Below are 24,738 nucleotides of genomic sequence, written 5' to 3'. Positions count from 1 at the left end.
CCCCACTATACCGTCTTTGGCGGTAGGGTTCCCCTTGACTCTCCAGTGGACTGGAGACTGAAGGATAGAACTAACAGTAGGTATAACATGCCATGGAACTCAAACTCTACGTCCCTGATATGGCCTGTAGCGCCTGTCGTGACACCATTACCGCTGCTATTCAGGCCATTGATCCGGCAGCCACCGTGCATGCCGATTTGGAAACAAAATGGCTCCAGATTGAGACCACTGCGCCCGAGCCAAGGGTTCGGCAGGTCATCCAGCGGGCAGGCTATACCATCAAGGAGGTGTGATGGCTCAGATTGCCTTTACCCTGCGGGGGATGCGTTGTGCTGCCTGTGGGAATATCGTTGCTACAGCGGTGCGGCAAGTGCCCGGCGTGAGTCAGTGCGATGTTAGCTTTGGTGCAGCTCAAGCAATGGTGACCTACGATCCACAGCGGGTCAGTTGGCAGGCGATCCAGCAGGCGATCGCCCAAGCGGGCTATGGGGCAGAACCGCTAGTGGATACCGACCTGTTAGCTGAGGCCACGGCTGAAGACAACGCCCAAGCGGTAACGATGCAGCAACTGCAACACCGCTTGTTCTTGGCAGGGGGGGCAACCTTAGTGCTGGTGGTGGGCAGCCTTCCCATGATGCTGGGGGTGTCTATCCCATGGCTCCCGATGTGGCTGCATCACCCGTGGCTGCAACTGGCACTGACAACACCAATTCAGTTTTGGAGTGGGGAGTCATTCTATGGGGGGGCGTGGAAAGCACTGCGCTACCGCAGCGCCACCATGGATACCCTCGTGGCCTTGGGAACCAGTGCTGCCTATTTTTATTCCCTGTTTGCCACACTCTTTCCCTCAAGGGTTGAGCAGCACGGCCATGCTCCCGATGTGTATTACGAGGTGTCTGCCGTTGTGATCACGCTGATTTTACTGGGGCGATGGCTAGAGCACCGCGCTAAGGGGGAAACCACCACTGCCCTTCGCAAGTTAATGGGGCTGCAACCGAGCACCGCCCGTGTTCTGCGCGATGGTATGGAGCAAGAGGTGCCAGTCAGCGCTGTTGGAGTGGGGGAGATTGTGGTGGTGCGTCCTGGGGAGAAAATTCCGGTGGATGGTGAGGTGATTGCCGGTGCTTCGACCGTGGATGAGGCGATGGTGACGGGGGAAAGTTTGCCGGTGGCTAAGGGAGTGGGGGACGAGGTGATTGGGGCGACCCTCAATCAAACAGGCAGCTTGCAGATCCGTGCCACCCGGGTGGGGCAAGAGACGTTTTTGGCTCAAATTGTCCGCTTAGTACGGCAAGCCCAAGGTTCAAAAGCGCCGATTCAACGGCTGGCAGATCAAATCACGGCGTGGTTTGTGCCTGTGGTGATTGCGATCGCCATCGTGACCTTTATCCTCTGGTACAGCGTTGCGGGCAATGCCACCTTGGCACTCCTCACGACCATTGGAGTGCTCATTATTGCCTGTCCCTGTGCTTTGGGGTTAGCCACCCCCACCTCGATTATCGTGGCCACTGGCAAGGGGGCAGAGTATGGTGTTTTGTTTAAGACTGCTGCCAGCCTAGAGCAAGCCCAAGCCATCCAAGTCCTTGTCCTAGATAAAACCGGCACCCTGACCCAAGGCCATCCCACCGTTACGGACGTTATCACCCATGGGGCAGAACCACTAGAAGTGCTCACCCTTGTGGCCTCTGTGGAATGGCACTCCGAACATCCCTTGGCAGTGGCAGTGGTGACCTACGCCCAATCCCAAGGGGTAACGCTGAAGGAGGTGACTGACTTTCAGGCGATCCCCGGCAGTGGCGTGGTTGCCACCGTGGCCACACAAACTGTCCATATCGGCACCCAGCGTTGGCTAGAGGAACTGGGGATGGCAACCCACGAGTTCGCTGCCGCAGTGCACACCCTAGAGGCACAGGGCAAAACGGTGATTTGGCTGGCGATCGCCCAAGGGGTGGTGGGGGTGATGGCCATTGCAGATACGGTCAAACCGGAGGCGGCAGAGGTTGTGCGTACCTTACACGCCCTAGGGCTAAGGGTTGTCATGCTCACCGGCGATCATCCCACCACAGCTGCGGCCATTGCCCGGCAAGTGGGAATTGATCAGGTCTATGCCGGTGTTCGCCCTGATCAAAAAGCAGCGACCATTGCGCAACTGCAAGCAGAGGGCAAGCGAGTCGCCATGGTCGGAGATGGCATTAATGATGCCCCCGCCTTAGCCCAAGCAGATGTCGGTATTGCCATTGGCACCGGCACGGATGTGGCGATCGCCACCAGTGACATCACCCTCATCTCCGGAGACCTCCACGGCATTGTCACTGCGATTCAACTGAGCCGTGCCACAATGCGCAATATCCGCCAAAATCTCTTTTTTGCCTTTGTCTATAACGTGGCCGGTATTCCCATTGCCGCAGGCATTCTCTATCCCCTTTGGGGCTGGCTCCTGAATCCAATGGTGGCGGGGGCAGCGATGGCCTTTAGTTCGGTGTCCGTTGTCCTGAATGCCCTGCGCTTACGCCACTTTCGTCCCCAAGTCGTTTCCCTCAGGCATCCCTTATGACCCAGACAATCACATTTTGGGTCACGCTAGTTGGGCTTGGCTTTCTCCTTGGAGTGACCACTGGCCTCTTGCTGGGCAGTTGAGGAGGGCTAGCCCCTAGCGCAACCGTACATAACCTGCTTGTTCGATGGCAGATTGCCCTTGATTGGTCAACAGTAGGGCAGCATAGGCACGCCCCGCTTGGGCATCGGCACTGCCATCCGCCTTCACAATAACGAACAGTCGCCGCGTGATTGGGTAGCTGCCATCTTGAAAAGCACGAGCATTCAGACGATTCCGCTGAGCTGGGCAGCGCGCCGGTTCAACGTAAGGCAGTTGATAGGGAGGCACAAAGGTATTAGCTTGACGACCCAAGGGTAAGGGGCGAATACTACACTGACCAACAATTTCCGGTGCAGAGCCGTAGTAAATCCCCCCAAGAGTGCTTGCAACGCGGCGAAGGCCATCGGTAGTGTCCCGCACCATAACCACATTGGAGCCTAGGGGCCGTTCCCCCAGCACCTCCTTGATAAAAAACTCGACCGTGCCGCCATCCTCTGGTCGTCGCGAAAAGGCAGTAATGGCTAAGTTAGGTCCCCCCACTTGGCTCCAGTTGTTCACTTTACCGGTGTAGATGTCTATCACTTGATTAACGGTGAGACCGGCAAGGGGAAGGTTGTGGTTGACGGCGATCGCCAAGCCATCGATCGCCACTGGAATAGCATCAAGGGGAGTGCCTTGGCTCTGGGACTGCTGCCGTTCCTGATCATTGAGGGGGCGCGACGACTGAGAAAAGGCCAGTTGATTATTCAAGAGCATCCGAATACCGCTGCCAGACCCTGGCGTACCCGTGGGCGGATCCACGTACCGCAGCCGAAAGTTAGGCCATACCGTTTGAATTAACGGATCCACATCGCGGCGAATGGGTGCCCACGTGGTACTGCCCCCATAGTTAAAAACACCACTGGGCACCTCCCGAACTTCAGCAAAGGTCTCAACCGTGACGTCCGGCGTGCTGGGGGTTGAGCCGTCTTGAGTGAGTAGCTCCCCAAGAGGATTTCCCGTCTGAGAATTCAGTAACCGCATCACCAATACCCCCCCCACCCCCACAATGGCGATCGTAAAGATGAGGGAGATTAGCAGCGGCAGCACATTATTGTTATTACCTTGGGACATAGGTAGGATCGGCAAACACTCTGCCCTTAGACTATCCCAACTTCAGCTAAAAACCGCAGGAGCCCTGCCCTTTGTCTGTAGGACAAGGGTCAGGAGGAATGTGGCTCTTGACTTTGATGATGTATCATAGCGCTACGGCTCAAGTCCTGAGTATCTCTTGCAAACTCAAGGTATCGCAGTCGCAAGCCGCTAAGCTGGATGCCACGTTGTACTGGCAGGGGTTAACCTTGTGGTTGTGCCGCCGGCCTACACATCGCAGACTTGCCACAAGTGCCTGCATATTCATCCTGACCGGAGCAAATCCTATCGGTCGGGCAAGATGTTCACATGCGGTCATTGTGGCTGGCAAGGGGATGCAGATTTTATGCGAATGTAATTGCGCTTTTGGAGCTGCCTGTAAACCAGCCTAGAGGTATGGCTGACGCCACCTACGGAGCGTGGTTGGCGTGCCAACTGCAGGGCTACCGAAAGCCCACGCTCTGTTCGTAGGAGGAGCGTCGGGTAGTTTACCAAGTACACTGAAGAATAGTGCTTGTACAGCCTAGTATTTATCGCGTTGTTAGGAAAGCTATGTTATGTCAGTGATTCAGGAGCTTCATCGGCAATTGGTTAAAAAAGAACGCTCCGCCACTGAAATTACCCAAGCCTATCTGGAGCGGATTCAGGCATTGGAGCCAACTCTGCACAGTTTTTTGACGGTGACTGGCGATCGCGCCCTTGAGCAAGCAGCAGCCGTGGATCGGCAGATTGCTGCCGGTGAGACGATTGGCCTTTTGAGTGGTATTCCTTTGGCCATTAAGGACAACCTCTGCACCTACGGAGTTCGTACCACCTGTGCGTCAAAAATGCTGGCTGACTTTGTGCCGCCTTACGAATCGACGGTGACAGCAAAGCTGCACCAAGCGGGAGCGGTTATGCTGGGCAAAACCAATCTGGATGAGTTTGCCATGGGGAGCTCCACGGAAAACTCCGCCTTTGGCTTGACCGCCAATCCGTGGAACGTTGAATGCGTCCCCGGTGGCTCCTCGGGAGGCTCCGCTGCTGCCGTGGCTGCCGGAGAATGTGCCGCAGCCTTGGGGTCGGATACCGGGGGGTCCATTCGCCAGCCGGCATCCTTTTGTGGGGTCGTCGGTCTCAAGCCCACCTATGGGTTGGTGTCGCGCTACGGCTTGGTAGCCTACGCCTCCTCCTTGGATCAAATTGGGCCGTTGGCACCCACTGTCACCGATGCCGCGATTTTATTGGGGGCGATCGCTGGCCACGATCCTCGCGATGCCACCAGCTTAAAGGTACCGGTTCCAGACTATACCCAAGCGCTGCGGCCAGATCTCAAAGGACTGCGGGTTGGGGTGATTCAAGAAACCGTTAGCGAGGGGCTACAGCCAGAGGTRAAAACCGCCATTGAAGCGGCGCTGCAAACCCTCAAAGAATTAGGAGCCAGCCTTCAGGAACTCTCCTGTCCCCGTTTTGCCTACGGCTTACCCACCTATTACATCATTGCGCCCTCGGAAGCCTCTGCTAACCTAGCGCGCTACGATGGCGTTAACTTTGGCTTCCGGGTTGAGGGGGCAGCGGATTTGCTGGAGATGTACACCCAAACCCGTGCCCAAGGCTTTGGGGCAGAGGTGAAGCGGCGGATCATGATTGGCACCTACGCCCTCTCGGCAGGCTACTACGATGCGTACTACCTGCGCGCGCAAAAAGTCCGCACCCTGATCAAAGAGGATTTTGCCAACGCTTTTGAGCAGGTGGATGTGTTGATTTGTCCGACCTCACCTACCACCGCCTTCAAAGCAGGTGAGAAAACTGCTGACCCCCTGAGTATGTACCTGTCGGATTTGATGACCATTCCCATTAATCTCGCGGGACTACCCGGCCTCAGCTTACCCTGCGGGTTTGATGCCACCGGTTTACCCATTGGCCTGCAACTCATTGGCAATGTCCTGCAGGAAGAAACCCTTTTCCGCGTTGCGTATGCTTACGAGCAAGCCACACCGTGGCACCAGCAGCAGCCCAGCTTAGCGATTTAGACGTTTGGCAAGAGCTTGGCTAAAATGGGTCAGGTTGATCGGCAATACTAGTGTTAACGTTAACGGTAAACATCTGCAATGACCACCTATTACTACATTCTTGCGAGTAAGAAATTTCTCACTGAAGAAGAACCCCTTGAGGAAGTCTTTCGCGAGCGGCAGCGCAACTACCGCGAGCAGGGCAAGGAAATTGACTTTTGGCTGGTGCCCCAGCCCGCCTTCTTAGAACAGCCCCAGTTTGCTGAGCACAAGAGCCGCTGTCCGCAGCCCGCCGCTGCCATTATTTCCACCAACCAGCAATTTATCCAGTGGTTGAAGCTGCGGTTGGAGTACGTTTTGATGGGGCAGTTCACCACTGAAGAGGTGCCTCATCCTCTAGCGTCTTTAGCCGAAGTTTAGGTTCAGGGGCAGGAGTGGGCCACGGCGGGATTTTGAGTCCGGTAATCCTGTAGCCAGTCACAGGCAGCAGTCAGCAACTGTGGCAGCGACGCAAGCGGTGTAACAATGACTTCGTCATCTTCAGTGCCGACGGCAATGTAGAGATTTCTTTGTCCTTGGATGTCAACGCTGTAGGGAATGGCTCGAATATCGTCGAGTAGGGTAATGAGTTGCCCTGAGCGGTTCCAGACGCGAACGCTGCGATCGGGGGAGGCGGTGGCAATGGTTTGACCATCGGGGCTAAGGCTGAGGCTGACAATGCTGCGCTGGTGAGCACGAAACGAGCGGCGATCGCCCCCCTGAGACGTCCAGATATACACCGAGCCACTTTCACCCGCTGCCACAAGAGACTGACCATCGGCGCTAAATAGAACGCTTGCCAGCCACCCCTGTTGGGGATCAAGGCGATAGGCTAAGCGATCGCGACGAATATTCCAGACTTCGATGACGCCAGCTTCTCCAGCACTCGCGAGTAGTGGCCGCTCTGGATGAAAACTTAAGCTCCAGATTTCCCCTTTGGCTTGCCATTGGCGGATGTGCTCTGGCTGTTGCAGGTCTAAAAGATAAATGACGCCCTTAGCGTCCCCCGCTGCGAAATACCGCTGCTGGGGGTCAAGGGCAATGGCGTACAGCGGGGCTTTGATGGGCAGTGTCCATGTTTGCAGTGAGTCCTCTTGAAGGTTCCAGAGCGCCAGTTTACCGCCCTTAGTGGCGATCGCCACCCGCTGCTGATCGGCAGTAAATTGCACCTGATTAATTCCCTCTGCATCGAGGACAGGGGTTTGGGCAAGGAGGTGGCCATCGCGCTGCCAATACTTAACCCGGCCATCTTTGCCGCCGGTGACTAGGGTCTGTGCCTGAGGATCTAGGGCTAAGCTCCACACACTGTCCTGTTGCGCCAGCCATTGTACGAGGCGGTTATGGTTAAGGTACCACAGGGTCATCTGACCTCCGCGATCGCTACTCAAGAGGGTGCGGCCACTGGCATCAAAGCTGACAGTGTTCACCAGCCGCTCATGGCCTTGCAAATCACCGAGGAGTTCCCCTGCGGCTGACCATAGGCGTATGCTATTGTCGGTGCTGAGGGTGAGGAGTTCTTCGGGGCGGGGAGTAGTTCCCACAAAATAAACGGGGGCTGAACTCACCTGCCATTGGTTGATCTGCTGCCCATTGCGGTTCCAAAGGCGCAGAATCCCGTCTTTTCCGGCACTGGCCAGCTTGCCATTCCCTAGATAGGCTAAACTCGTCTGCGGAACGGGAACATCCGTTTGCACTCGCCATGCCTGCAATGGCTCTCCCGCCAGCGACCAGATGCGAATCCACCCAGCTTCATCGGCGATGGCTAGGCGATCGCGACCATAGCTAAGGCTGTTGATCGCTTGGCTGGGGGTCGCAATGACATTCAGCAATTCACCAGTGGTGCGCCAGCGAAAAATTTTGCCCGTTGTTGTGGTGGCGGCAATTTCGCGACTGTCGGGGCTGAAGCGCAAGTTACCAATTTCAGCATCCACTGGCGTTAAGCGGTTCTCCAGCACAACCTGCCGTTTCTCAATTCGCCAGACAGAAAGTTGCCCCTGACGGCTAAGCACCGCGAGGCGATCGCCCGCGGGGTTAATGCGCACTAGAGCCACAGCGCCAATATCCAAGGAGTGACTGGCGGTTGCCTCCCCCTGCACCGTCCAAAACTGTACGGTGCCGTCTTCACTAATACTCAGCTGTTGGCCATCATGGCTGATCAGGGCGGCCACAAGGGGGGAGCGCTCACTCCGCCACTGATTGCGGGCTTGAATGCGATCCAACAGGGTATTCAGGACAAACAGAGGGCGCGTGGTGGGGTACTCGCTCAACGGGCGATCGCCCACCAGTGTTTGCAACCGCCGTCCCGCCTCTATCGCCGCTAATAATGCCGCCAATTCTTGGGTTTGGAACTGCTCCAAAATATCATCGCTGGTTTGTTCAAGGGCTAAACTCTGCTCTGTAGTTCGTAGCTCCCCATGGGTTTTAACCAGAATGGTTGCAACTCCAAGGGACATCACCGAGACCACCCCCAAGGCCAAAAGGGCACGTTGGGTAAGGCGACTGGCTTTGCGGCGAGCAGCGTCTAGAATGCGGTTAGCGGCACTGATGGCTTCCTTTTCCTGTCGCTCTAACAGGAGTGTATCTTGAATCGCCTTTTGGTTGGCCTCCTGACTAGCGGACAGGTATTGATAATCTAGATCGCTGAGGCTTTTGCCACTTGCCCACAGGAGAGCATCTTGGAGGGCTTGCCCCCGTAGGAGTCGCGAGCTATCGCTGCCCCCCGATCGCACCCATGCCTGAAAGTCTTCGGTATAGGGGCGCAATTGCTCGAATTGCTGCTCAATCCAGCAGCGATCAAAGACGTGGGCATAGATCGGGTTAAACACCACCAATTGGCTGTGGCGCTGACACACTAATCCTGTTAAGCACAAGGCACGCTGCTCAGGACTGCCATCAAGGGGTAGCCCTCCCTCCTCGAGAATCCGTTGATATAGCCCCAGTAACCGGCCAATACGTTGCTCATCTGCCAGCAGACGATTGCGAATGGTTTTAAGGTGCTCGGGTTCATCGTGGCGCTCCCAATCTTGCAGTAGATGCTGATGGATAAAGTCTGCCAGCAGTGTGGGTAGGGCACTTGCACTCATAAATGGCGCATGGACTTGCAGCAGGCGGCAAAGCTTTTGGGTCAAAAAGGGCTGACCGCCCGTCCAAGCCAAAATTTCAGCAAGCAGTTGCTCCGGTGCATCGCTGAGGTGGGCAATTCCCGCCAGTAGGGGTGTGGCTTCGCTGAGGTCAAACCCACTCAGAGCAATCGCTCGGCCAATGTTAAAGGGTGTGCGCTGCTTATCTTGAATGAGCTGATCGGGGGTGGCAACGCCAAAAAGAGCAAAGGTCAACCGTCGATACTCGGGGCGATCGGCGCGTTGGTTGTAGCAGGCACGGATCCACGCAAAAAAATCATCCGTCGAAAAGGGTAAGCTGAGGAGGCTATCAATTTCATCAATGAAAATTACCAACGGCTCGCTGGTGTGGGGCAGCAGCACCTCCTCGACAAACTCACTCAGGCGTTGAATAGGGGACACCAGTTGGCGATCGCGCCACCATGAGCGCAGTGAGACCACATCACCTAAATGGAACCCTTGAATTAAAGCACCCACAAAACTGGCATACCACTGCTCCGGTTGAATATTTTGACTGCCAATTTTCGTAATATCCAAAGCCGCACAACGGTACCCCATCGTCAGCAGCCGCTGCGTTACCTGTACCCGTAAACTCGACTTCCCCATCTGGCGCGAGTTCAGGATATAGCAAAACTCGCCAGCCACTAGCCCCTCCAAGAGATCCGCATCCGCCTGCCGCTGTACATATACCGGAGAGGCCGTGGGCAAACTCCCCCCCACCTGATAACTTGAGGTTGACTCTAGGGGAATCCTCATTGACTCTGCCCTAGTGTGATTCTAATTAGGCACTGACGCATCAGGAATCGTCGAGGTTGCCGTACTGCTAGGAGTCGCTTGCCCTACCACATATTCTTTTTCAGTGACTTCCCCCACCGCTCCCATAGGGGTCGCTGGGCCGTTATTGACACTCACCTTCACATCCCCCGCGTTGCCCGTGCGGATAATTAATCGTTCCTTGGCCTGCCAACTGCGCTCGGTACCCGCCTCAAGAATCCCCACATACACCACCTCCCCATCCGCTTCAACTTCTAGCCACGATGAGCCCGACAGTGAAAGCTTCACATCAACGACGTCACTACTGGGGGTTGGGGCTGGACTGGGGTCAGTGGCCATGACGGCATTGGGGCTGGCCGTGGGGTCAGGCGAGGATGTCGCCTGATTGGCCGGGCTAGGACTTGGATTCGTTACTTCAGGGGTAGGCACTGGGCGAATATCCGTAATACTTTGAGGCTGGGGGCGAAACAGATAGGCTAACCCCGCCACTGCTGCCACCACCACAGCAAAGTAGGTGAGATACAGATGAATGGGACGCAGTTGAAAACCAATGCCAGTGCCACCCCTTGTGGGCTTATCAATCGGTCTTGCAGATTCGGCCATCGTCGGAAAATGCGCTGCTAAACTTTTGCCATCTAGACCCATCGCATCAGCAAAGCGGCGAATAAATCCTTGGGTGTAGATAGCTTCAGGCAATTCATCTAAGGCACCTTTCTCAATGGCGGCCAGAATGGACTGGCGCACAAGGGTTTTAGCGGCTAAGTCCTCAAGGCTGAGGCCAAGCTCTAACCGTTTTTCATGCAGAAAGGTGCCAATTTCTGTAAGTTTTTCTGCCTGTTGAGCGGTCAAATCGGGCATTATCCTTGGCTCCTACTGTCAGTCTTTGCCGTCCTTGCAGTGGTACACTCTAGCTATTGCCTTCATCCTATAGTAACCTAGGGCAAATTGAGCATGGCGCTATGCATATCCACTCCCTCGAACCCTGGCAACACTCCCACGACTTCCTGATTCGGCAGGAGCACGCAGAACGCAGCACTAACCTTGTACTCATTCTGACTGCCCTCACGATGGTGGCCGAGATTATAGCAGGCAACCTGTTTGGCTCGATGGCGCTGCTAGCAGACGGTTGGCATATGGCAACCCATGTTGGTGCCTTTGGCATTGCAGCGTTTGCTTACCACTATGCCCGCAAACAGGCTCATAATCCTCGATACACCTTTGGCACAGGTAAAGTGAGTGTGCTAGGTGGGTTTACCAGCGCGATCGCCTTGGCAGTGGTGGCGTTTCTGATGATAGTAGAAGCAGCGTACCGAGTCTTTGAGCCGCAAACCATTCAGTTTAACGAGGCACTCTGGGTGGCATTGCTGGGGTTGGGGGTCAATTTGGTAAGTGCAGTGCTCTTAAGAGAGGATCACGCTCATATCCATCACCCTGAAGCGGATTCTCATCACCAACAGGTGCACACCCACTTCGGCAAAATGCACTCGTCCCACGCTGACTACAACCTGCGAGCGGCGTATATCCATGTTCTGGCAGATGCGTTAACCTCAGTGCTAGCGATCGCTGCCCTATTGGCTGCTAAGGTTGCTGGGTGGACTTGGCTCGATCCACTGATGGGAATCCTTGGCGCACTGGTCATTACCCGATGGGCCTATGGTTTAGTTCGCGAAACAGCACCTATTTTGTTAGATAGTGCAACCGATAACAGCCTGCGACTACGCATTATCCATGCCATCGAAGCCGATGCGGATAACCGCGTTGTCGATTTGCATGTTTGGCATGTAAGTCCTATGCATCTGGCTGCGGCTCTTTCCTTAGTAACTCACACTCCCCAGCCGCCGGAACATTACAAAAATCTTCTGCGGCACCTTCCTGCCCTCACTCATGTGACTGTAGAAGTCAATCCCTGCTTGAGCCTCTACTTGGAGTGTTATGAATGCACCGGCTCATGACGCTATGCGTACAAGAGCAGCTTCCCTATCCCATAGCAGAAACAGGGCAACAGGCATGCTCTGCTTGCCCGTCTGGAACGTTGCCAAGTGTAGTTGTGCTTGCTTCGTGTTACCTGCCCAGAACCGTCAAACGCCCATGATGAAGTTCCTCTAGGATAGACCAAGTGGATGGAGAGTAGGGAACTCGAATCCCTGACCTTCGCGGTGCGATCGCGACGCTCTACCAACTGAGCTAACTCCCCTTCAGTATTCCTAATATACGGTAAATGAGGCAACAATTGCCTTAAATTGGTCTTCAACCTTCGGCCAGCGCTCCTCTGGCGCAGAGACGCTGAGGGTATAAACGTTACCTCGGCTCAGGGTAATACTCGAGAGGTTATGGCGCTGCCGTGCGGTTTGAGCGTCTCCCGGCAAGGTGACGGCATACTCAAGGATGTAGTAGGTTTTGCCATCAGCTTTCTGAGAACTGGCGCCAATGAGGGCAGAACTGCGCCCGCTTTCGCTGGGGGCAATGATGTTGCGCAAGAGACGATCGCCTACCTCTTCCGGGGAACCCAAGTCTTCAAGGGATTGAGTGCTAGAGACACTGTTGACCACAACACTCACATTTTCTGTCGTTTGAATAATATCGTGGAAAACCACGTCTGCCGGACCATCCACCTGTACCTGTACCCATCCCCGCGGATAGAGGAATTCATAGCCGTCATAGCTATCGACAAAGGCTTGCAGACCACTGGTGGCGGTACACCCGGTCAAAAGCACCACAACGATCGCCACCACCGTGGCAAGAAAACGCTGTACCATAACATCCTTCTGCTGTGTTCTTTCCTATTGTGGCACCGATGTTGCAGCAGCGGGTCGCCGTAATTCTTCGGGATGGGAGGGGGGAATCCCCTCAATCGTAATCAGAGACTCAGTGACCGCTTTCACAATGGGAATTGCCACAGTAGAGCCGTAGGCATCATCCCCTTGGGGTTCATCCACAACCGCTAAAATCACGTACTGCGGCTGCTCAAGGGGAAACACCGCTGCAAAACTGGTAATACGCTGATTTCCGTAGGTGCCGCCAACGGCTTTTTGCGCTGTCCCCGTTTTCCCGCCTAAGCGATAACCAGGAATATGGGCAGGCTTGCCGGTACCTGAGCGCACCACCTCCCCCAGCATGTTGATTACCTCAGTGCTAGTACGCTCAGAAAAGACTCGTCGGGGTTCGGCGCGCCTTGGCTGCCGTTGCAGATGACCATTTTCATCGTAAAGCCCCTCAATGACGTGGGGAACCACCAGTTCGCCGCCGTTGGCGATCGCCCCCAGTAATTGCACTAAATGCAGAGGGGTCAGGGATAATCCTTGGCCAAAGGCAGCCGTGGCCGACTCAATGGGATAGTGAATAAACTGCTCCGCTGGCTTGAGTTGGGCGGCAGTTTCAAAGGGGAGATCGCTGCCCACTTTTTGGGTTAACCCCAACCGATGCAGATAGCGATAGTAATGGCGCCTGGGAATGCGGTTCATCATGTGAACCATTGCCACATTGCTCGAATAGCCCAAGACTTGGCTAATCGTCAGCGCACCACGCCCCCCCCGCTGGCTAAAGTCACTATTTTGGATCGGCCACCCACCCACCATAATTCGCCCCTCATCCGGAAGCACAGTATTGGGGGTAATGGCATTGAGTTCAAGGGCGATCGCCGTATTGATGGGCTTAAAGGTCGATCCCGGCTCATACAAATCTGAAACCGCCCAATTGCGGAATAACGCTGGATCCGCACGGTAGTACTGATTGGGGTTGTAGGAGGGTTCAGACACCAGTGCCCGCAGTGCCCCCGAGGCTACCTCTAGAACCAAAACAGTGCCCCGCTTGGCATTAAATTTCCGCAACTGTTGCCGCAGGGCTTGGCGAGCCGTCTGCTGTAAGCGGCTATCCACCGTCAGGCGCACATGATAGCCCTGAGTGAGCACCTGAGGATCCGTGGGGGCAAGGGCTGGTAACCACTGCCCCAAGGCATTCATGGAGAGCAACGGTTGGGGGTTGCGCACTTGTAAAAAGTCATTTTGGCTAAACTCAATCCCCGCTTGTCCCTTGTGCTCCCGATCCACATAGCCAACGATGCCTGCCATTAACTCTTGCTGGGGGTAAATGCGCTGCCATGCCTGATTCAGTTCTAAGCCGTCGTAATTGAGGGCGCGAATTTTAGCTGCAACCTCCTCGCTCACCTCGTAGGCAATAGGCACGCCGGTGGGATAGGTGCCAAACTTTGCCAGCAGTTGAGTGGGGGACTGTCCTAGGAGTGGGGCTAGGGCATGGGCGATCGCCGTTGGCTCCACCTTAAAGTGAGATGGATGGGCAAAAAGGGTAAAAACAGGTCGGTCTAGGGCAACAACCGTATCCCGGCGATCGGTGATCGGGTAGCGTGCCAAAGTTGGGGGGGTGTAGTGTTGCTGCTGCTGGCGGGCTTTTTCTGCTAGGGTGTCTCGTTCGAGAACCTGTAGATAGACTAGCCGTGCTGCGACACCGGCCATGGCACCCAGTAAAAAGATCAGAATCAGCCAAATACGACCAGCGGCGATGGGCTTTGGCGTGGCAACTGCTTTGGCCGTCGTCATCGGCACCCTCCCAGCAACACAACCACTAGTAACTAACCCGACGGTGGGGAGCAACTGCGACAGAGGGAATCTGGACGGGGAGCGTTGCCCCTGTTGAGGCTTGATTGGGAACAAACAAGACGCGCTGCGGATTCTGGGGAACTAGACCCTGTGGGGCTTGCTGCACCTGCTGAGTAACGCGGTAGCGTAGCGTTTCATGACTGACCAATAACTCGCGTTCCTGACGCTTTAGCTGCTCCAGTTGATGGTAGGCACGGCTCCACTGCTGCTCGCAAAGCGCTAGCCAACCGTACAAAGGTAGTAGCGCCACCATTGAGCTGGCTGCCGCCACCCCAGAGACCCATTGCAGACCCACCAAGGTTTTTTGCCATAGAGGCATGTGAGTCTTGGGAAGAGGGCGAATTTCGGTGAGGATCGGGGATGAGCCACTGCGCGATCGCAGCGAGCCAATCGAAGATTTTAGTTTAGGGGCAGCAACCATACACTCAAGCACTCCTCAGCATGTTAACGCCATGAATGATAGATGCATTGTAAAGATACCCACAAATAAAGCACTAATGCGGCGGTTCATGCAAAAGTGCGCGCTGCAATTCGCAACTTTGCCGATCGTGAGCGGGGGTTGCTCGCAACTTCTGTATCGTCGGCAACAATAGGTTTACGATTCAGCGCCGTCAATAGGGGGGTCTGCCGCCATGCTTGCTTTACCCGCCGATCTTCCAGACTGTGGAAGCTAATGATTGCAAGGCGACCTTGGGGAACCAACCAGTGGGGAGACAGCGCCAAGAACTGATCCAGCACCTCCAATTCCCGATTTACGTAAATGCGCAGCGCCTGAAACACCCGCGTGGCCGGATGAATGCGTTGGCGGGGCGACGATTTCAGGGTTCGTGCCACCAATTGTGCCAGTTCTTGGGTGGTGTGGAGGGGACGACGTGCCACAATGTGGCGGGCAATACGGCGGGAAAAGCGCTCTTCGCCATACTCGTAGAAAATATCGGCTAGATCCTGCTCACTGTAGTGGTTAATCACAGTGGCTGCAGTAAGGGACTGATTCGGGTTCATGCGCATATCCAACGGAGCGTCAAAACGGAAACTAAAGCCGCGATCGCCACGATCTAGCTGGGCTGAACTCACCCCCAAATCCGCTAAAATGCCATCAAACATGGGTTCAGTCACCCTAAAATCGGCAAAATTCCCCTGCCAAAACTGGACGCGATCGCCAAACGGCCTGAGGAACTCTTGGGCTGCCGCCAAGGCCATGGGGTCTTGATCGATCGCCACTACCCGACAGGTTGGTGCAGCGCTCAGTAGTAGCGCAGTATGCCCACCTCCCCCCACCGTCGCATCTAGATATAACCCGCCCGCCTTAGGTTGAAGGGCATCGAGCACCGCAGCGGCCAGTACTGGCTGATGATAGCCTGAAAACTCTAGATTTTGCATGGTTGTCTATCAGTCTGCGTAGGATTTACCACAGCGTATCCCCTTGGAGAGCAGCATCCGTGAACGATCATCCCCTGAGCGCCCCCTCCCTCAACGTAGCCGATGAACTGCTGGTACGGGATCAGCTAGTGCAGCAGCTTTCAGAGGAACTGTATCAGTTAATGGTGCAGCACCCTGAGTTGTTTGTGCGCTTTTATCAAGCTCGCAAAGCAGAAGCAGCCAATGCTGAAGCACTACAGCGCCTACAGCAGCAAATTCAAGACGTTGAAGCGCGTATTGCCACCTACCAAGAGCAAATCCTTGCCTATCAGCAGCAAGCCCAGGAGCGGGAGTCGGAAGTTACTGCTCTGAAACAGCAAGTCATTGAACTGGGCGATCGCAACCAAATGCTAGAGCGAGTGATTCAGGATATGCCCGAAGTCTATCGTCAAAAATTCAGTGAACGCCTGAAGCAAGTCCAACTGAAAGTCGAGCATCTACAAAAAGAAAATGATCAACTGCGCAGTGAACTGCGGCATATGCAAGCACTACTTGCAGCCCAATCGCGCCAGCAGCAGCACGGTCTTCCCTCCTTACAACCAGCTCGCGTGAGCCTGATTCCCAGCTTTGGCAATGCCTGATCCTCAAGCGCCGCTATGAGTGAGGCTACCGATTTAACTCGAGATTTATCAATTTTTGGTCAAGCCACGTATCTGAACGTACCTCGTTGTTAGTCTTATTGTAGGGATTTCAGAGATAGTTTACTGAATCATTAACATTTATGGCAGCTGGACACAGGATACACGACGATATGAAGAATATATTTATCGTCATGTGGCAGAAATTTGTCGCTTAGTTTTGCCCGCCCCACGACCAATCCCCACTCCTAAGGGTTGAGGGCTGGTTGACTGACAAAATGTTGCCCTCTCATCCCCTCTCCCCTTGTGACAGTAGGAAGGCAACAGAGGTAACGCTGGGTGCGAAGCCCCTCTCCCCCTCTGCCAGAGGGGTTGGGGTGAGGGGTCTGCTGGATGAGCCTTAGGGCAGACGTTGAATTTCTGCCCGAAAGCCATTGACTTCCATGTAGGCTCGCAGTTCGCTGGCTTGAATTTCATTTTGGAAGCTGCCAACTTGGAGTGCCCGCTGCTGACCTGTGTTAATAGGTAAGACTTCTGGCACGAGCGATCGCAACCGTTCTTGATTGGCGATATCCCCCTCCCGCACGTCAAAAACAATTACTCGGAAGCGTCCGCCGGTGGCTAAAGATCGCCCTGACGGGGCTGTATCTATGCCAGTTGTATCCGGTGGTGGCGGTAACTGGTTCATGGTGACATCTGCCCCCACATACCCTATGGGAATTGGGGTACTGGGGACGGGCAAGCGCTCTAGGCGAGTATCAACGCTTTGTGGCTCTGGCGGCGAAATTGGAGCCAGTGTTGTCACTTCTGGCGGGGGCACGGGAATCGGAATCGGCTCTGCTGCCTGCACGCTAGTGCCCCAACCCAGTAGGATCAAACATAGGGAGCCAGCCCATGGCCATTGCTGGCGACAGGAGGAATGGTGGATTGTGTTAGCCGACGGTTTCATTGTGATTCAGACAACGCGTAACGATGGGTGTTGCTTATCCCTTTCTGTGGGGATGTGACGGGGTATGCAAGATTTAGCTCCCATTCTTTGCCACGCTAGGGTGTGCCGGATTTTGGATGCCAACCTCGATCGCGCCCGCGAAGGCCTACGGGTGATTGAGGAATGGTGTCGCTTGGGGTGTGAAGATGCCGAACTCACCGCCACCTGTAAAGAGTTACGGCAAACGCTGGCCGGTTACCATACGCCGGAATTGCGCTCAGCACGGCAAACCGATCACGATCCGGGTACAGCGTTGACGCATCCCCAGGAGCGCGATCGCCAGACGCTACAGGACGTCCTCACTGCTAACTTTGCCCGGGTTCAAGAGGCGCTGCGCGTCATCGAAGAGTATGCCAAACTCACTCACGCTGACCTAAGTGCGGCAGCAAAAACATTGCGCTATCGGGTGTATATCCTTGAACAAGCGTTATCCCCCCAGTCTCGGCAGGGACGTTTGCGACGCTTGCACCACGCACGGCTATACCTAGTGACCTCCCCAAGCGATCGCCTGCTTGAGCGGGTTGAAGCTGCCCTCAAAGGTGGGTTGCGACTGGTGCAGTACCGCGATAAAACGAATGATGACCAAACCCGCTTGAAGATCGCACAGCAGCTACAGGCTCTGTGCCAGCGTTATGGTGCCCTGTTTCTGGTGAACGATCGCGTCGATATTGCCGTGGGTGCCAATGCCGATGGGGTGCATTTGGGACAAACGGATCTTCCTATTGCCCTTGCTCGACAGATTCTAGGGGGCGATCGCCTAGTGGGACGCTCCACCACCAACCCCCAAGAACTCGAGCGCGCCTTGCAGGAGGGTGCAGACTACGTCGGTGTTGGCCCCGTTTTTGCCACCCCTACTAAACCTGGAAAAGCTGCGGTGGGGTTTGACTATCTTCAGTACGCTCGCCACCACTGCTCGATCCCCCAGTTTGCCATTGGCGGTATCGATGCCAGTACTATTAGCGAGGTTATTGCGGCGGGTGCCACCCATGTCGCAGTGGTACGCGCCATTATGGACGCTGCTGATCCACAACAGGCCACCCAAGACCTACTTCAACACTTGCACGAGGGGAACCAACCATGACATCTGCCGCTGAGATTACCGCTGCGGTACGGCAATTGTATAACACCTATCCGTTTCCGCCGGAACCCATTCTCGATGAGCCACCTCCGGGCTACAACTGGCGGTGGTCATGGCCAGCTGCCTATAGCTTTTGTACAGGACGCTATCCCTCCCGCTTAGATGTAGCGATTTTGGATGCGGGATGTGGCACAGGAGTGGGAACGGAGTACTTGGCGCATTTGAACCCCCACGCCCAAGTTATGGCAATTGATCTGAGTGAAGGAGCACTGGAGATTGCTCAGGAGCGTTGTCGGCGATCGCGCGCCCACAACGTGCAGTTTCAGCACCGCAGTCTTTACGATGTGGCTCACTTGGGGCAAACCTTTGACATGATTAACTGTGTGGGGGTGCTGCACCACCTGCCAGACCCCGCAAGAGGAATTCAAGCCCTAGCGAACGTGCTGGCACCCGGTGGGATTCTCCATGTTTTTGTCTATGGCGAACTGGGACGCTGGGAAATTAAGCTGATGCAGCGTGCCATTGCCTTGCTCCAAGGGAGCGATCGCAGCAACTATCCCCAAGGGGTTGCCATTGGTCGGCAGATCTTTGCTGCCCTGCCGGAGGGGAACCGCCTCAAAAAACGCGAACAGGAACGCTGGAGCCTAGACAATCAGCGGGATGAATGCTTTGCGGATATGTACGTTCATCCGCAGGAAATTGACTACACCATTGCCAGTCTCTTTGAGCTGATTGCCGCGTCGGGGCTAGAATTTGTGGGGTTTTCTAACCCGCGTCTGTGGCAGTTGGAGCGACTGTTGGGCACTCAGCCGGACTTACTAGCGCGAGCACAACACCTATCCCCCCTAGAGCAGTACCAACTAATTGAAGCCCTTGATCCGGAAGCCATGACCCACTACGAATTCTTCTTGGCGAAGCCACCCCTCGTGCGTCAGGACTGGTCAGCCGATGCTCAGGTCTTGGCAGCAATTCCTTACCGTCACCCCTGCTTAGATGGCTGGCCGGGGGGCTGTGTGTTTAATTGCCACTACGATGTCATTTACCTGAATGCAGCGGAGCAGCAGTTTCTGGCAGCGGCTAATGGCCAAGCTACCGTTGCCGCTCTGTTGGCACAGCAGCCTGAGGTTTCCCTTGAACAGGTGCGATCGCTCCTTGAGCGGCAGTTGATTCTCTTGGCACCCGGAGGGGCATCATGGCCGACCTATTAACGACACTCACTACCCAAGGTGCTGTTTATGACTGCTCCCACTGGGGTCGGCTGCGCTTAACGGGGGGCGATCGCCTCAAATTTCTGCACAACCAAACCTCCAATAACTGCCTAATCCTCAAACCGGGTCAAGGGGCAGATACGGTCTTTCTCACGTCCACTGCGCGCACTCTAGACTTGGCAACCGTCTTGGTGCATCAGGAGTGGGTCGATCTACTCGTCTCCCCCCAACGGCGGGCGTTTTTACTGCAATGGTTGGATAAATACATCTTCTTTGGCGATGACGTCCAAGTGAGCGATCTGACCGCCAGTAGCTATTGCTATCGGCTGTTTGGGGAGGTTGCCCACACCATTCGGCACACCCTTGGCCTGCCTGAGTTCACCACCCCTTACCAACACGTTACGGTGGCGCAGGGGGGCCGTTCCCTAACGGTGGCCGCCACGAGTGGCCTTGCCCTGCCGGGGTTCACCCTCTGGAGCGATCGCCCCCTCACAGATTGGCTTGGCACCTATCCCCAACTGCAAGACCCTGAATGGGAGCACATCCGCATTCGCCAAGGCCGACCTGCGGCAGATGCCGAACTCACCGAAGACTACAACCCCCTTGAAGCTCGCCTCGGCCATACCCTGTCTTTTGACAAGGGCTGCTACATTGGCCAAGAAACCATTGCTCGCCTTAACACCTACCAAGGGGTGAAGCAACACCTGTGGGGACTCGACCTCAACGGTTGCGTGACGGTACCCACCCCTCTATTTCTTGCGGGGGAAAAGGTTGGCCTACTAACCAGTTGCACCCCCCTAGGGAGCGGTGCTTTTGGCTTGGGCTATGTCCGCACCAAAGTGGGAGGGGCTGGGTTGACCCTACAGGTGAGCAGTAACCGTCAGGCGCAGGTGGTCGAGGTGCCCTTCTTAAGAACTGTTGCTTAAAAATACTCTGAACAGAGAATGTTATAATCCAATCGGTTCGTCCAGATATTCTACTCACCTTAGTGATCGTAAGGAAGGGAGCCTATGGCAACGGCACAGGTATTAGCGTTTATGCAAAAAACTGCCGAGGATGCTTCATTGCGGGATGAGTTAGAAGCCCTTTTAGGGGTTGGCGACGGCAACATCAGTGGTGCTGCTGAACTCGATACCGAGGAATTAGCCGCCCTCAAAGGAGAACTGGCGCCCAAGGTCGTTGACTTTGCCAATCAGCATGGCTTTGAATTTTCGACAACCGAACTGATTGACGTTGTGGACTCCTTCGCCCAGCACCAAGCAGGAGAGCTCAGTGACGATGAATTTTCGGGTATTTTGGGAGTGCCGATCAACAGCAATAAAGCGGATCACAAGGCCAATATAGCAAACCCATTGCAACGGCTGACCCGCTATCTCAGCAAGACCTATCTTGGCATCGGTGCGGATGAGGAGAGCGAATAAGGCTCGTCAACTTTCGGCAACTCTGCGACCTGCTCGCCGTAAATTGCGCCTCTGGTCTCAATGGTTGCTGCCAGGGCTACTGGTAAAGCGTTGGCTGTTAATTAGTACGGTTGGGGTACTCCTAGCGAGCCTTGGCCTAGCCATTAGCGTTAACCTAACCCCTGTTTTTTACACGCTACAGTTTATCGAGCAACTGCTGCAAACCTTGGCACGCTTTGTGCCCAGCTATGTGAGTGGTCCCCTCCTCTTTTTGGGTGGCATTGCCCTAATTTGGTGGGGCTATGCCCGTACCCTTGGCTCCATTACCCAAGTGCTGCTGCCGGACGATGACAAAGCGCTTGTGGAACGATTGCTGACCCATCGGCGCCTAGAGCGCGGACCTAAAATTGTGGCCATTGGCGGTGGCACGGGGCTATCGACCCTATTGCGGGGCTTAAAAGTGTTTAGTGCCAACATTACGGCCATTGTGACGATGGCGGACGATGGTGGCTCTTCAGGGCGACTGCGGCGGGAAATTGGGGTCTTGCCGCCAGGGGATATTCGCAACTGTTTAGCCGCCTTGGCGGATGAAGAAAAGTTAGTGACAGAGCTATTCCAGTATCGTTTTGATGCGGGGGATGGGTTGGCAGGCCATAGCTTTGGCAATTTATTTTTAACGGCCATGACCAACATTACGGGGGATCTCGAGCGGGCGATCGCCACCAGTTCTGCTGTGCTCGCCATTCGCGGTCAGGTTCTACCGGCCACTCTGACGGACATGACCCTTTGGGCACGCCTTGCGGATGGTCGTTTAATCCATGGCGAATCGAACATCACCGCAGCCAAAGGACAAATTGTTGAAATTGGCTGCTCGCCGCCTGCGCCGACTGCACTGCCGCGTGCGATCCAAGCGATTCGCGATGCCGACTACATCATCCTTGGTCCGGGCAGCCTCTATACCAGTGTTATCCCCAACTTGCTGGTGCCGGATATTGCCCAAGCTCTTGCCGAGCGTCGCTGTCCCTGTGTTTACGTGTGTAATATCATGACACAGCCGGGGGAAACCGATGGGTATCGGGTGAGCGATCACGTGCGAGCCTTAGATAAGGTAACGGGCGATCGCCTCTTTGATGCCATCCTCGTCCAAAAATATCCCCCCAGTGCCGCCCACCTTAGCCACTATAGGCAACAAGGCAGTGACGTTGTAGCCATCGATCGCGACGAACTGGCACGCCTCAACTGCCGCTTAATTTTGGCGGATGTGATGGATGAAACCACCCCCACAGTGCGCCATGACTCGCAAAAGCTAGCGACGATCTTGATGCGTTGGTATGGTCGGGTGCAATCCCTGTGAACTCCCCTACTGCAAAGAGGAGTTACGGACAACTCAGTTAACTTGTGCAGGGCTCGGGAAGTGACAAGTCCCGCGTTGTAGCTGCCGCTTGCTTCCCGAAGGGTAAGGTCAGCGTCGAGAAGAGGTCACGACTTGTGTCAGCCAAAGGACATCACAGATAATAGATACCGTCCTAGTGGTGTAAATTGGCTGCCATGCCCCTTGAACTTCTGCGATCGCTAGTATGGATGGATTATCGCCTTGCCGTGCTCTTTACCGTGGTGCTGCCCCTGCTGTTGCTGTTGTGGGCCACCATCCAGAATGTGCCGGCGATTAGCCATCTGCTAGTGATTTATTGGCGTGTGGCGAGTTTGCTAGCAATTACGGTGTATCTAATGATGCCGCAGTGGCCGGTGGCCTACGTTACTGGTTTCATGGCCTTGGTGCTCATTCCCATTAGCCTTTGGTTTTGGGTCGATCTCAACGAAGAAATTAACGATCGCCAAGACTTAATCGGTCAAGTCTTTAGTAGTTGGCGGTGGGCAGTCACGCTCTACTGTGTCTTAGCAGCAGTCGGTCAAGCCTTTTATCTGCCCTGCGCCTTCGTACCCGGAGCGGTGGCAACCCCCAGTTGTCACGTGTGGCTAGAAGCACCCCTCCTGTTCAAGGATATGTTCCATGCCCAAGCGCGGCCGGGCACCCTTGGTTTCTTTGCCGCAGTGGCCTTAGTGATTTATGTGCTGTACCTGAGCTATTTTGTCTTTGTGCGGTTACCTAAGCAGGGGCGATCAGCCACTGGCCTATGAAACGATCGCGACGGCGGCCTCAGCCACAGCAGCCCAGCCAAAACCTTGACTCGTTTCTGGATGTGCTCACCAATACGGTGGGGGTCATGATCTTCGTCTGTCTGTTCGCCAGTTTAACGGCGGCCGTGTCTCCTGCCCTTGTGCGCACCCCCATTGCCCGCGAAACCCGTAAACAGGGCTACTTCTTTGAGTGCCGCGGGAATCGAGCCATCCCCCTCGATGAAGACAATGCCAGCGCGGCCATTCAGCAGTTCTTTCGGCGGGTGAATGACAATCCATTTGTAGATCCGCAGCACCTCCAGCGGCAGTTTAGGGACTTTTCCCATAACACTCGCTACTATACTGTGCGGCTTAGTTTAGTCAATTTTGGGGGGCAACCCATTATTCAAACTCTATTTCAGCCCCGCGATCGCTTTGGTGGCGAGTCCGTTGCCAGCCTTGATACCTCAACCTCCACCTTCCGCCAAACCCTCCGTCGTCTTTCCCCTAGTCGCCATTCCCTGATCTTTTTTGTCCGCCCCGATAGTTTTGATTGTTTTCGCGCCGCACGGGCGATCGCTTGGCGCAATGGCTTTGACGTGGGTTGGGAGCCAATGACTGAGGATCGCGCCATTATTTTTGTCAGCGGTGGCGGTCGCCGCGTCACTGTACAGTAAAGTCTAGTCAATTGCTGAGTCTCAACACTCACCCGAGCAGGCGCCAGTCGTGTAGCATATACCCTAAGGAGGACTCATGCTTGCCAAACGAATACTCCCCTGTCTTGATGTCAAGGCTGGACGGGTCGTCAAGGGAGTGAATTTTGTCAATCTGCGGGATGCAGGCGATCCAGTGGAGCTAGCCCAAGCCTATAATGCAGCGGGAGCTGATGAACTGGTGTTTCTGGATATTACGGCAACCCACGAAGAACGAAATATTCTCATTGATGTGGTGTACCGTACAGCGGATCAAGTGTTTATTCCCCTCACTGTGGGCGGTGGTATTCAGTCCCTCAGCATGATTAAGGATCTTCTGCGTGCTGGAGCCGATAAAGTTAGCCTTAACTCCGCAGCGGTGCGGCAGCCGGATTTAGTGAATCAGGCCAGCGATCGCTTTGGTGCCCAATGTATTGTGGTCGCCATTGATGCTCGCCGCGATCCCAGTGCAGATCAGCCCCGCTGGCAAGTCTATGTACGGGGTGGACGGGAAGCCACAGGGTTAGATGCAGTGGCATGGGCAGTGGAAATGGCACAGCGAGGAGCAGGCGAACTGCTGATCACAAGTATGGATGCCGATGGCACTCAAGCGGGCTATGATCTGGCGCTCACCCGTGCCATTGCCGAGCAAGTGGAAATCCCCGTCATTGCGTCCGGTGGAGCGGGCACCTGTGATCACATTCGGGCAGCCCTGACCGAGGGCAAAGCTGAAGCAGCGCTCCTGGCTTCCCTCCTTCACTATGGCCAACTAACCATCGCCGAAATCAAAGCCCATTTGGCTCGCCATCAAGTGCCCGTGCGGCAATGACTCGGCTGTGACCTATTCAGCCTATAGCTCGCAGCCAAGCAGAGAGCTTGACGCAGACGGTTGCGAAAATTTGGAAAAAATCCCTTCGGCATCAAAGACATCCATACCATTTTCTGAAGCGACGGCTGCAGGATCTTTGATTTGAGCATTACCCTTTCGGTGTAA

22 protein-coding genes, 1 tRNA gene and 1 pseudogene are annotated in these 24,738 nt (G+C 55.1%); 15 read left to right on the top strand and 9 right to left on the bottom strand.

Going from position 1 to position 24,738, the window contains the following annotated elements; translation table 11 throughout:
• Positions 1-92: 92 nt before the first annotated feature.
• Both L5220_RS01530 and L5220_RS01525 read left to right on the top strand, forming a co-directional pair.
• Positions 93-293 carry a heavy-metal-associated domain-containing protein gene (locus L5220_RS01530; protein ID WP_448514459.1) on the top strand — a complete coding sequence of 67 codons (201 nt, stop codon included), beginning with the start codon at positions 93-95 and terminating at the stop codon, positions 291-293.
• On the top strand, positions 293-2,554 hold the full coding sequence (locus L5220_RS01525; protein WP_448526988.1) for a heavy metal translocating P-type ATPase: 2,262 nt from the start codon (positions 293-295) through the stop codon (positions 2,552-2,554). The genes L5220_RS01530 and L5220_RS01525 overlap by 1 nt, the downstream gene beginning before the upstream one ends.
• A gap of 96 nt (positions 2,555-2,650) precedes the next feature.
• Here the strand turns inward: L5220_RS01525 and L5220_RS01520 are convergent, their stop codons facing one another.
• Complete coding sequence (locus tag L5220_RS01520; RefSeq protein WP_499571161.1) at positions 2,651-3,709, bottom strand: PstS family phosphate ABC transporter substrate-binding protein; 1,059 nt, start codon at positions 3,707-3,709, stop codon at positions 2,651-2,653.
• Positions 3,710-3,920: 211 nt separating this feature from the next.
• On the opposite strand from L5220_RS01520, the pseudogene L5220_RS01515 reads away from it, so the two are divergent.
• From L5220_RS01515 to L5220_RS01505, 3 genes and pseudogenes are all read left to right on the top strand, one after another.
• Positions 3,921-4,198 (top strand): annotated as a pseudogene (locus tag L5220_RS01515) (zinc ribbon domain-containing protein); the annotation flags it as partial.
• Positions 4,199-4,284: 86 nt separating this feature from the next.
• Positions 4,285-5,739 (top strand): Asp-tRNA(Asn)/Glu-tRNA(Gln) amidotransferase subunit GatA, encoded by a 1,455-nt coding sequence (gatA, locus tag L5220_RS01510; RefSeq protein ID WP_499498507.1) that lies wholly within the window; start codon positions 4,285-4,287, stop codon positions 5,737-5,739.
• Between the two features lie 78 nt (positions 5,740-5,817).
• Positions 5,818-6,138 carry an MgPME-cyclase complex family protein gene (locus tag L5220_RS01505; RefSeq protein WP_448514456.1) on the top strand — a complete coding sequence of 107 codons (321 nt, stop codon included), beginning with the start codon at positions 5,818-5,820 and terminating at the stop codon, positions 6,136-6,138.
• A 2-nt stretch (positions 6,139-6,140) separates the two neighbouring features.
• Here L5220_RS01505 and L5220_RS01500 read toward each other — a convergent pair whose 3' ends face one another.
• Both L5220_RS01500 and L5220_RS01495 read right to left on the bottom strand, forming a co-directional pair.
• Complete coding sequence (locus tag L5220_RS01500; protein ID WP_499571159.1) at positions 6,141-9,632, bottom strand: AAA-like domain-containing protein; 3,492 nt, start codon at positions 9,630-9,632, stop codon at positions 6,141-6,143.
• A 21-nt stretch (positions 9,633-9,653) separates the two neighbouring features.
• Positions 9,654-10,508, bottom strand: a complete 855-nt coding sequence (locus L5220_RS01495; protein WP_499571157.1) for a helix-turn-helix domain-containing protein — start codon at positions 10,506-10,508, stop codon at positions 9,654-9,656.
• Positions 10,509-10,609: 101 nt separating this feature from the next.
• Here L5220_RS01495 and dmeF point away from each other — a divergent pair, with 101 nt between their 5' ends.
• A complete protein-coding gene (gene dmeF / locus L5220_RS01490; protein WP_499571155.1) occupies positions 10,610-11,602 on the top strand; it encodes a CDF family Co(II)/Ni(II) efflux transporter DmeF in 993 nt (330 codons plus the stop codon).
• Between the two features lie 169 nt (positions 11,603-11,771).
• On the opposite strand, the gene L5220_RS01485 is transcribed toward dmeF, so the two are convergent.
• The 5 genes from L5220_RS01485 to rsmH form a co-directional block, all read right to left on the bottom strand.
• Positions 11,772-11,844 (bottom strand) — tRNA-Ala (locus L5220_RS01485).
• A gap of 10 nt (positions 11,845-11,854) precedes the next feature.
• Positions 11,855-12,406 (bottom strand): photosystem II reaction center PsbP, encoded by a 552-nt coding sequence (gene psbP / locus L5220_RS01480; RefSeq protein ID WP_448514452.1) that lies wholly within the window; start codon positions 12,404-12,406, stop codon positions 11,855-11,857.
• A gap of 24 nt (positions 12,407-12,430) precedes the next feature.
• On the bottom strand, positions 12,431-14,203 hold the full coding sequence (locus L5220_RS01475) for a peptidoglycan D,D-transpeptidase FtsI family protein (protein WP_448514451.1): 1,773 nt from the start codon (positions 14,201-14,203) through the stop codon (positions 12,431-12,433).
• A gap of 25 nt (positions 14,204-14,228) precedes the next feature.
• Positions 14,229-14,684, bottom strand: a complete 456-nt coding sequence (locus tag L5220_RS01470; RefSeq protein WP_198406016.1) for a hypothetical protein — start codon at positions 14,682-14,684, stop codon at positions 14,229-14,231.
• 86 nt (positions 14,685-14,770) lie between these two features.
• Complete coding sequence (rsmH, locus tag L5220_RS01465) at positions 14,771-15,643, bottom strand: 16S rRNA (cytosine(1402)-N(4))-methyltransferase RsmH (RefSeq protein WP_499571152.1); 873 nt, start codon at positions 15,641-15,643, stop codon at positions 14,771-14,773.
• Between the two features lie 59 nt (positions 15,644-15,702).
• On the opposite strand from rsmH, the gene L5220_RS01460 reads away from it, so the two are divergent.
• Positions 15,703-16,263 (top strand): Npun_F5560 family protein, encoded by a 561-nt coding sequence (locus tag L5220_RS01460; RefSeq protein ID WP_499571150.1) that lies wholly within the window; start codon positions 15,703-15,705, stop codon positions 16,261-16,263.
• A 397-nt stretch (positions 16,264-16,660) separates the two neighbouring features.
• Here the strand turns inward: L5220_RS01460 and L5220_RS01455 are convergent, their stop codons facing one another.
• Complete coding sequence (locus tag L5220_RS01455; RefSeq protein ID WP_499571148.1) at positions 16,661-17,209, bottom strand: hypothetical protein; 549 nt, start codon at positions 17,207-17,209, stop codon at positions 16,661-16,663.
• Positions 17,210-17,273: 64 nt separating this feature from the next.
• Here L5220_RS01455 and L5220_RS01450 point away from each other — a divergent pair, with 64 nt between their 5' ends.
• The 8 genes from L5220_RS01450 to hisF all read left to right on the top strand — a co-directional run bounded on the left by L5220_RS01450 (position 17,274) and on the right by hisF (position 24,573).
• A complete protein-coding gene (locus L5220_RS01450; RefSeq protein WP_499571146.1) occupies positions 17,274-18,329 on the top strand; it encodes a thiamine phosphate synthase in 1,056 nt (351 codons plus the stop codon).
• Positions 18,326-19,534: a class I SAM-dependent methyltransferase gene (locus L5220_RS01445; RefSeq protein ID WP_499571144.1), complete on the top strand. Its 1,209-nt coding sequence runs from the start codon at positions 18,326-18,328 to the stop codon at positions 19,532-19,534. Before L5220_RS01450 ends, L5220_RS01445 begins: the two co-directional genes overlap by 4 nt.
• Entirely contained in the window at positions 19,519-20,460 is a 942-nt protein-coding gene (gene ygfZ / locus L5220_RS01440; protein WP_448514444.1) for a CAF17-like 4Fe-4S cluster assembly/insertion protein YgfZ, read from the top strand. The genes L5220_RS01445 and ygfZ overlap by 16 nt, the downstream gene beginning before the upstream one ends.
• Positions 20,461-20,544: 84 nt before the next feature.
• On the top strand, positions 20,545-20,955 hold the full coding sequence (locus L5220_RS01435) for a hypothetical protein (RefSeq protein WP_099799403.1): 411 nt from the start codon (positions 20,545-20,547) through the stop codon (positions 20,953-20,955).
• Entirely contained in the window at positions 20,939-22,288 is a 1,350-nt protein-coding gene (locus L5220_RS01430) for a gluconeogenesis factor YvcK family protein (RefSeq protein ID WP_499571142.1), read from the top strand. Before L5220_RS01435 ends, L5220_RS01430 begins: the two co-directional genes overlap by 17 nt.
• A 194-nt stretch (positions 22,289-22,482) precedes the next feature.
• Positions 22,483-23,073: a DUF3177 family protein gene (locus L5220_RS01425; protein ID WP_099799405.1), complete on the top strand. Its 591-nt coding sequence runs from the start codon at positions 22,483-22,485 to the stop codon at positions 23,071-23,073.
• Positions 23,070-23,729 carry a hypothetical protein gene (locus tag L5220_RS01420; RefSeq protein ID WP_099799406.1) on the top strand — a complete coding sequence of 220 codons (660 nt, stop codon included), beginning with the start codon at positions 23,070-23,072 and terminating at the stop codon, positions 23,727-23,729. Before L5220_RS01425 ends, L5220_RS01420 begins: the two co-directional genes overlap by 4 nt.
• Before the next feature lie 76 nt (positions 23,730-23,805).
• Positions 23,806-24,573, top strand: coding sequence for an imidazole glycerol phosphate synthase subunit HisF (gene hisF / locus L5220_RS01415; protein ID WP_448526470.1), 768 nt, complete (start codon positions 23,806-23,808; stop codon positions 24,571-24,573).
• Positions 24,574-24,738 lie beyond the last annotated feature (165 nt).

The sequence above is a fragment of the Synechococcus sp. PCC 6716 genome (genome assembly GCF_022570815.1).
Classification (GTDB): Bacteria; Cyanobacteriota; Cyanobacteriia; order Thermosynechococcales; family Thermosynechococcaceae; genus Thermosynechococcus; species Thermosynechococcus lividus.
Note: the sequence above shows the minus strand (reverse complement) of the source record. Positions and strands in the feature narration are given on the sequence as shown.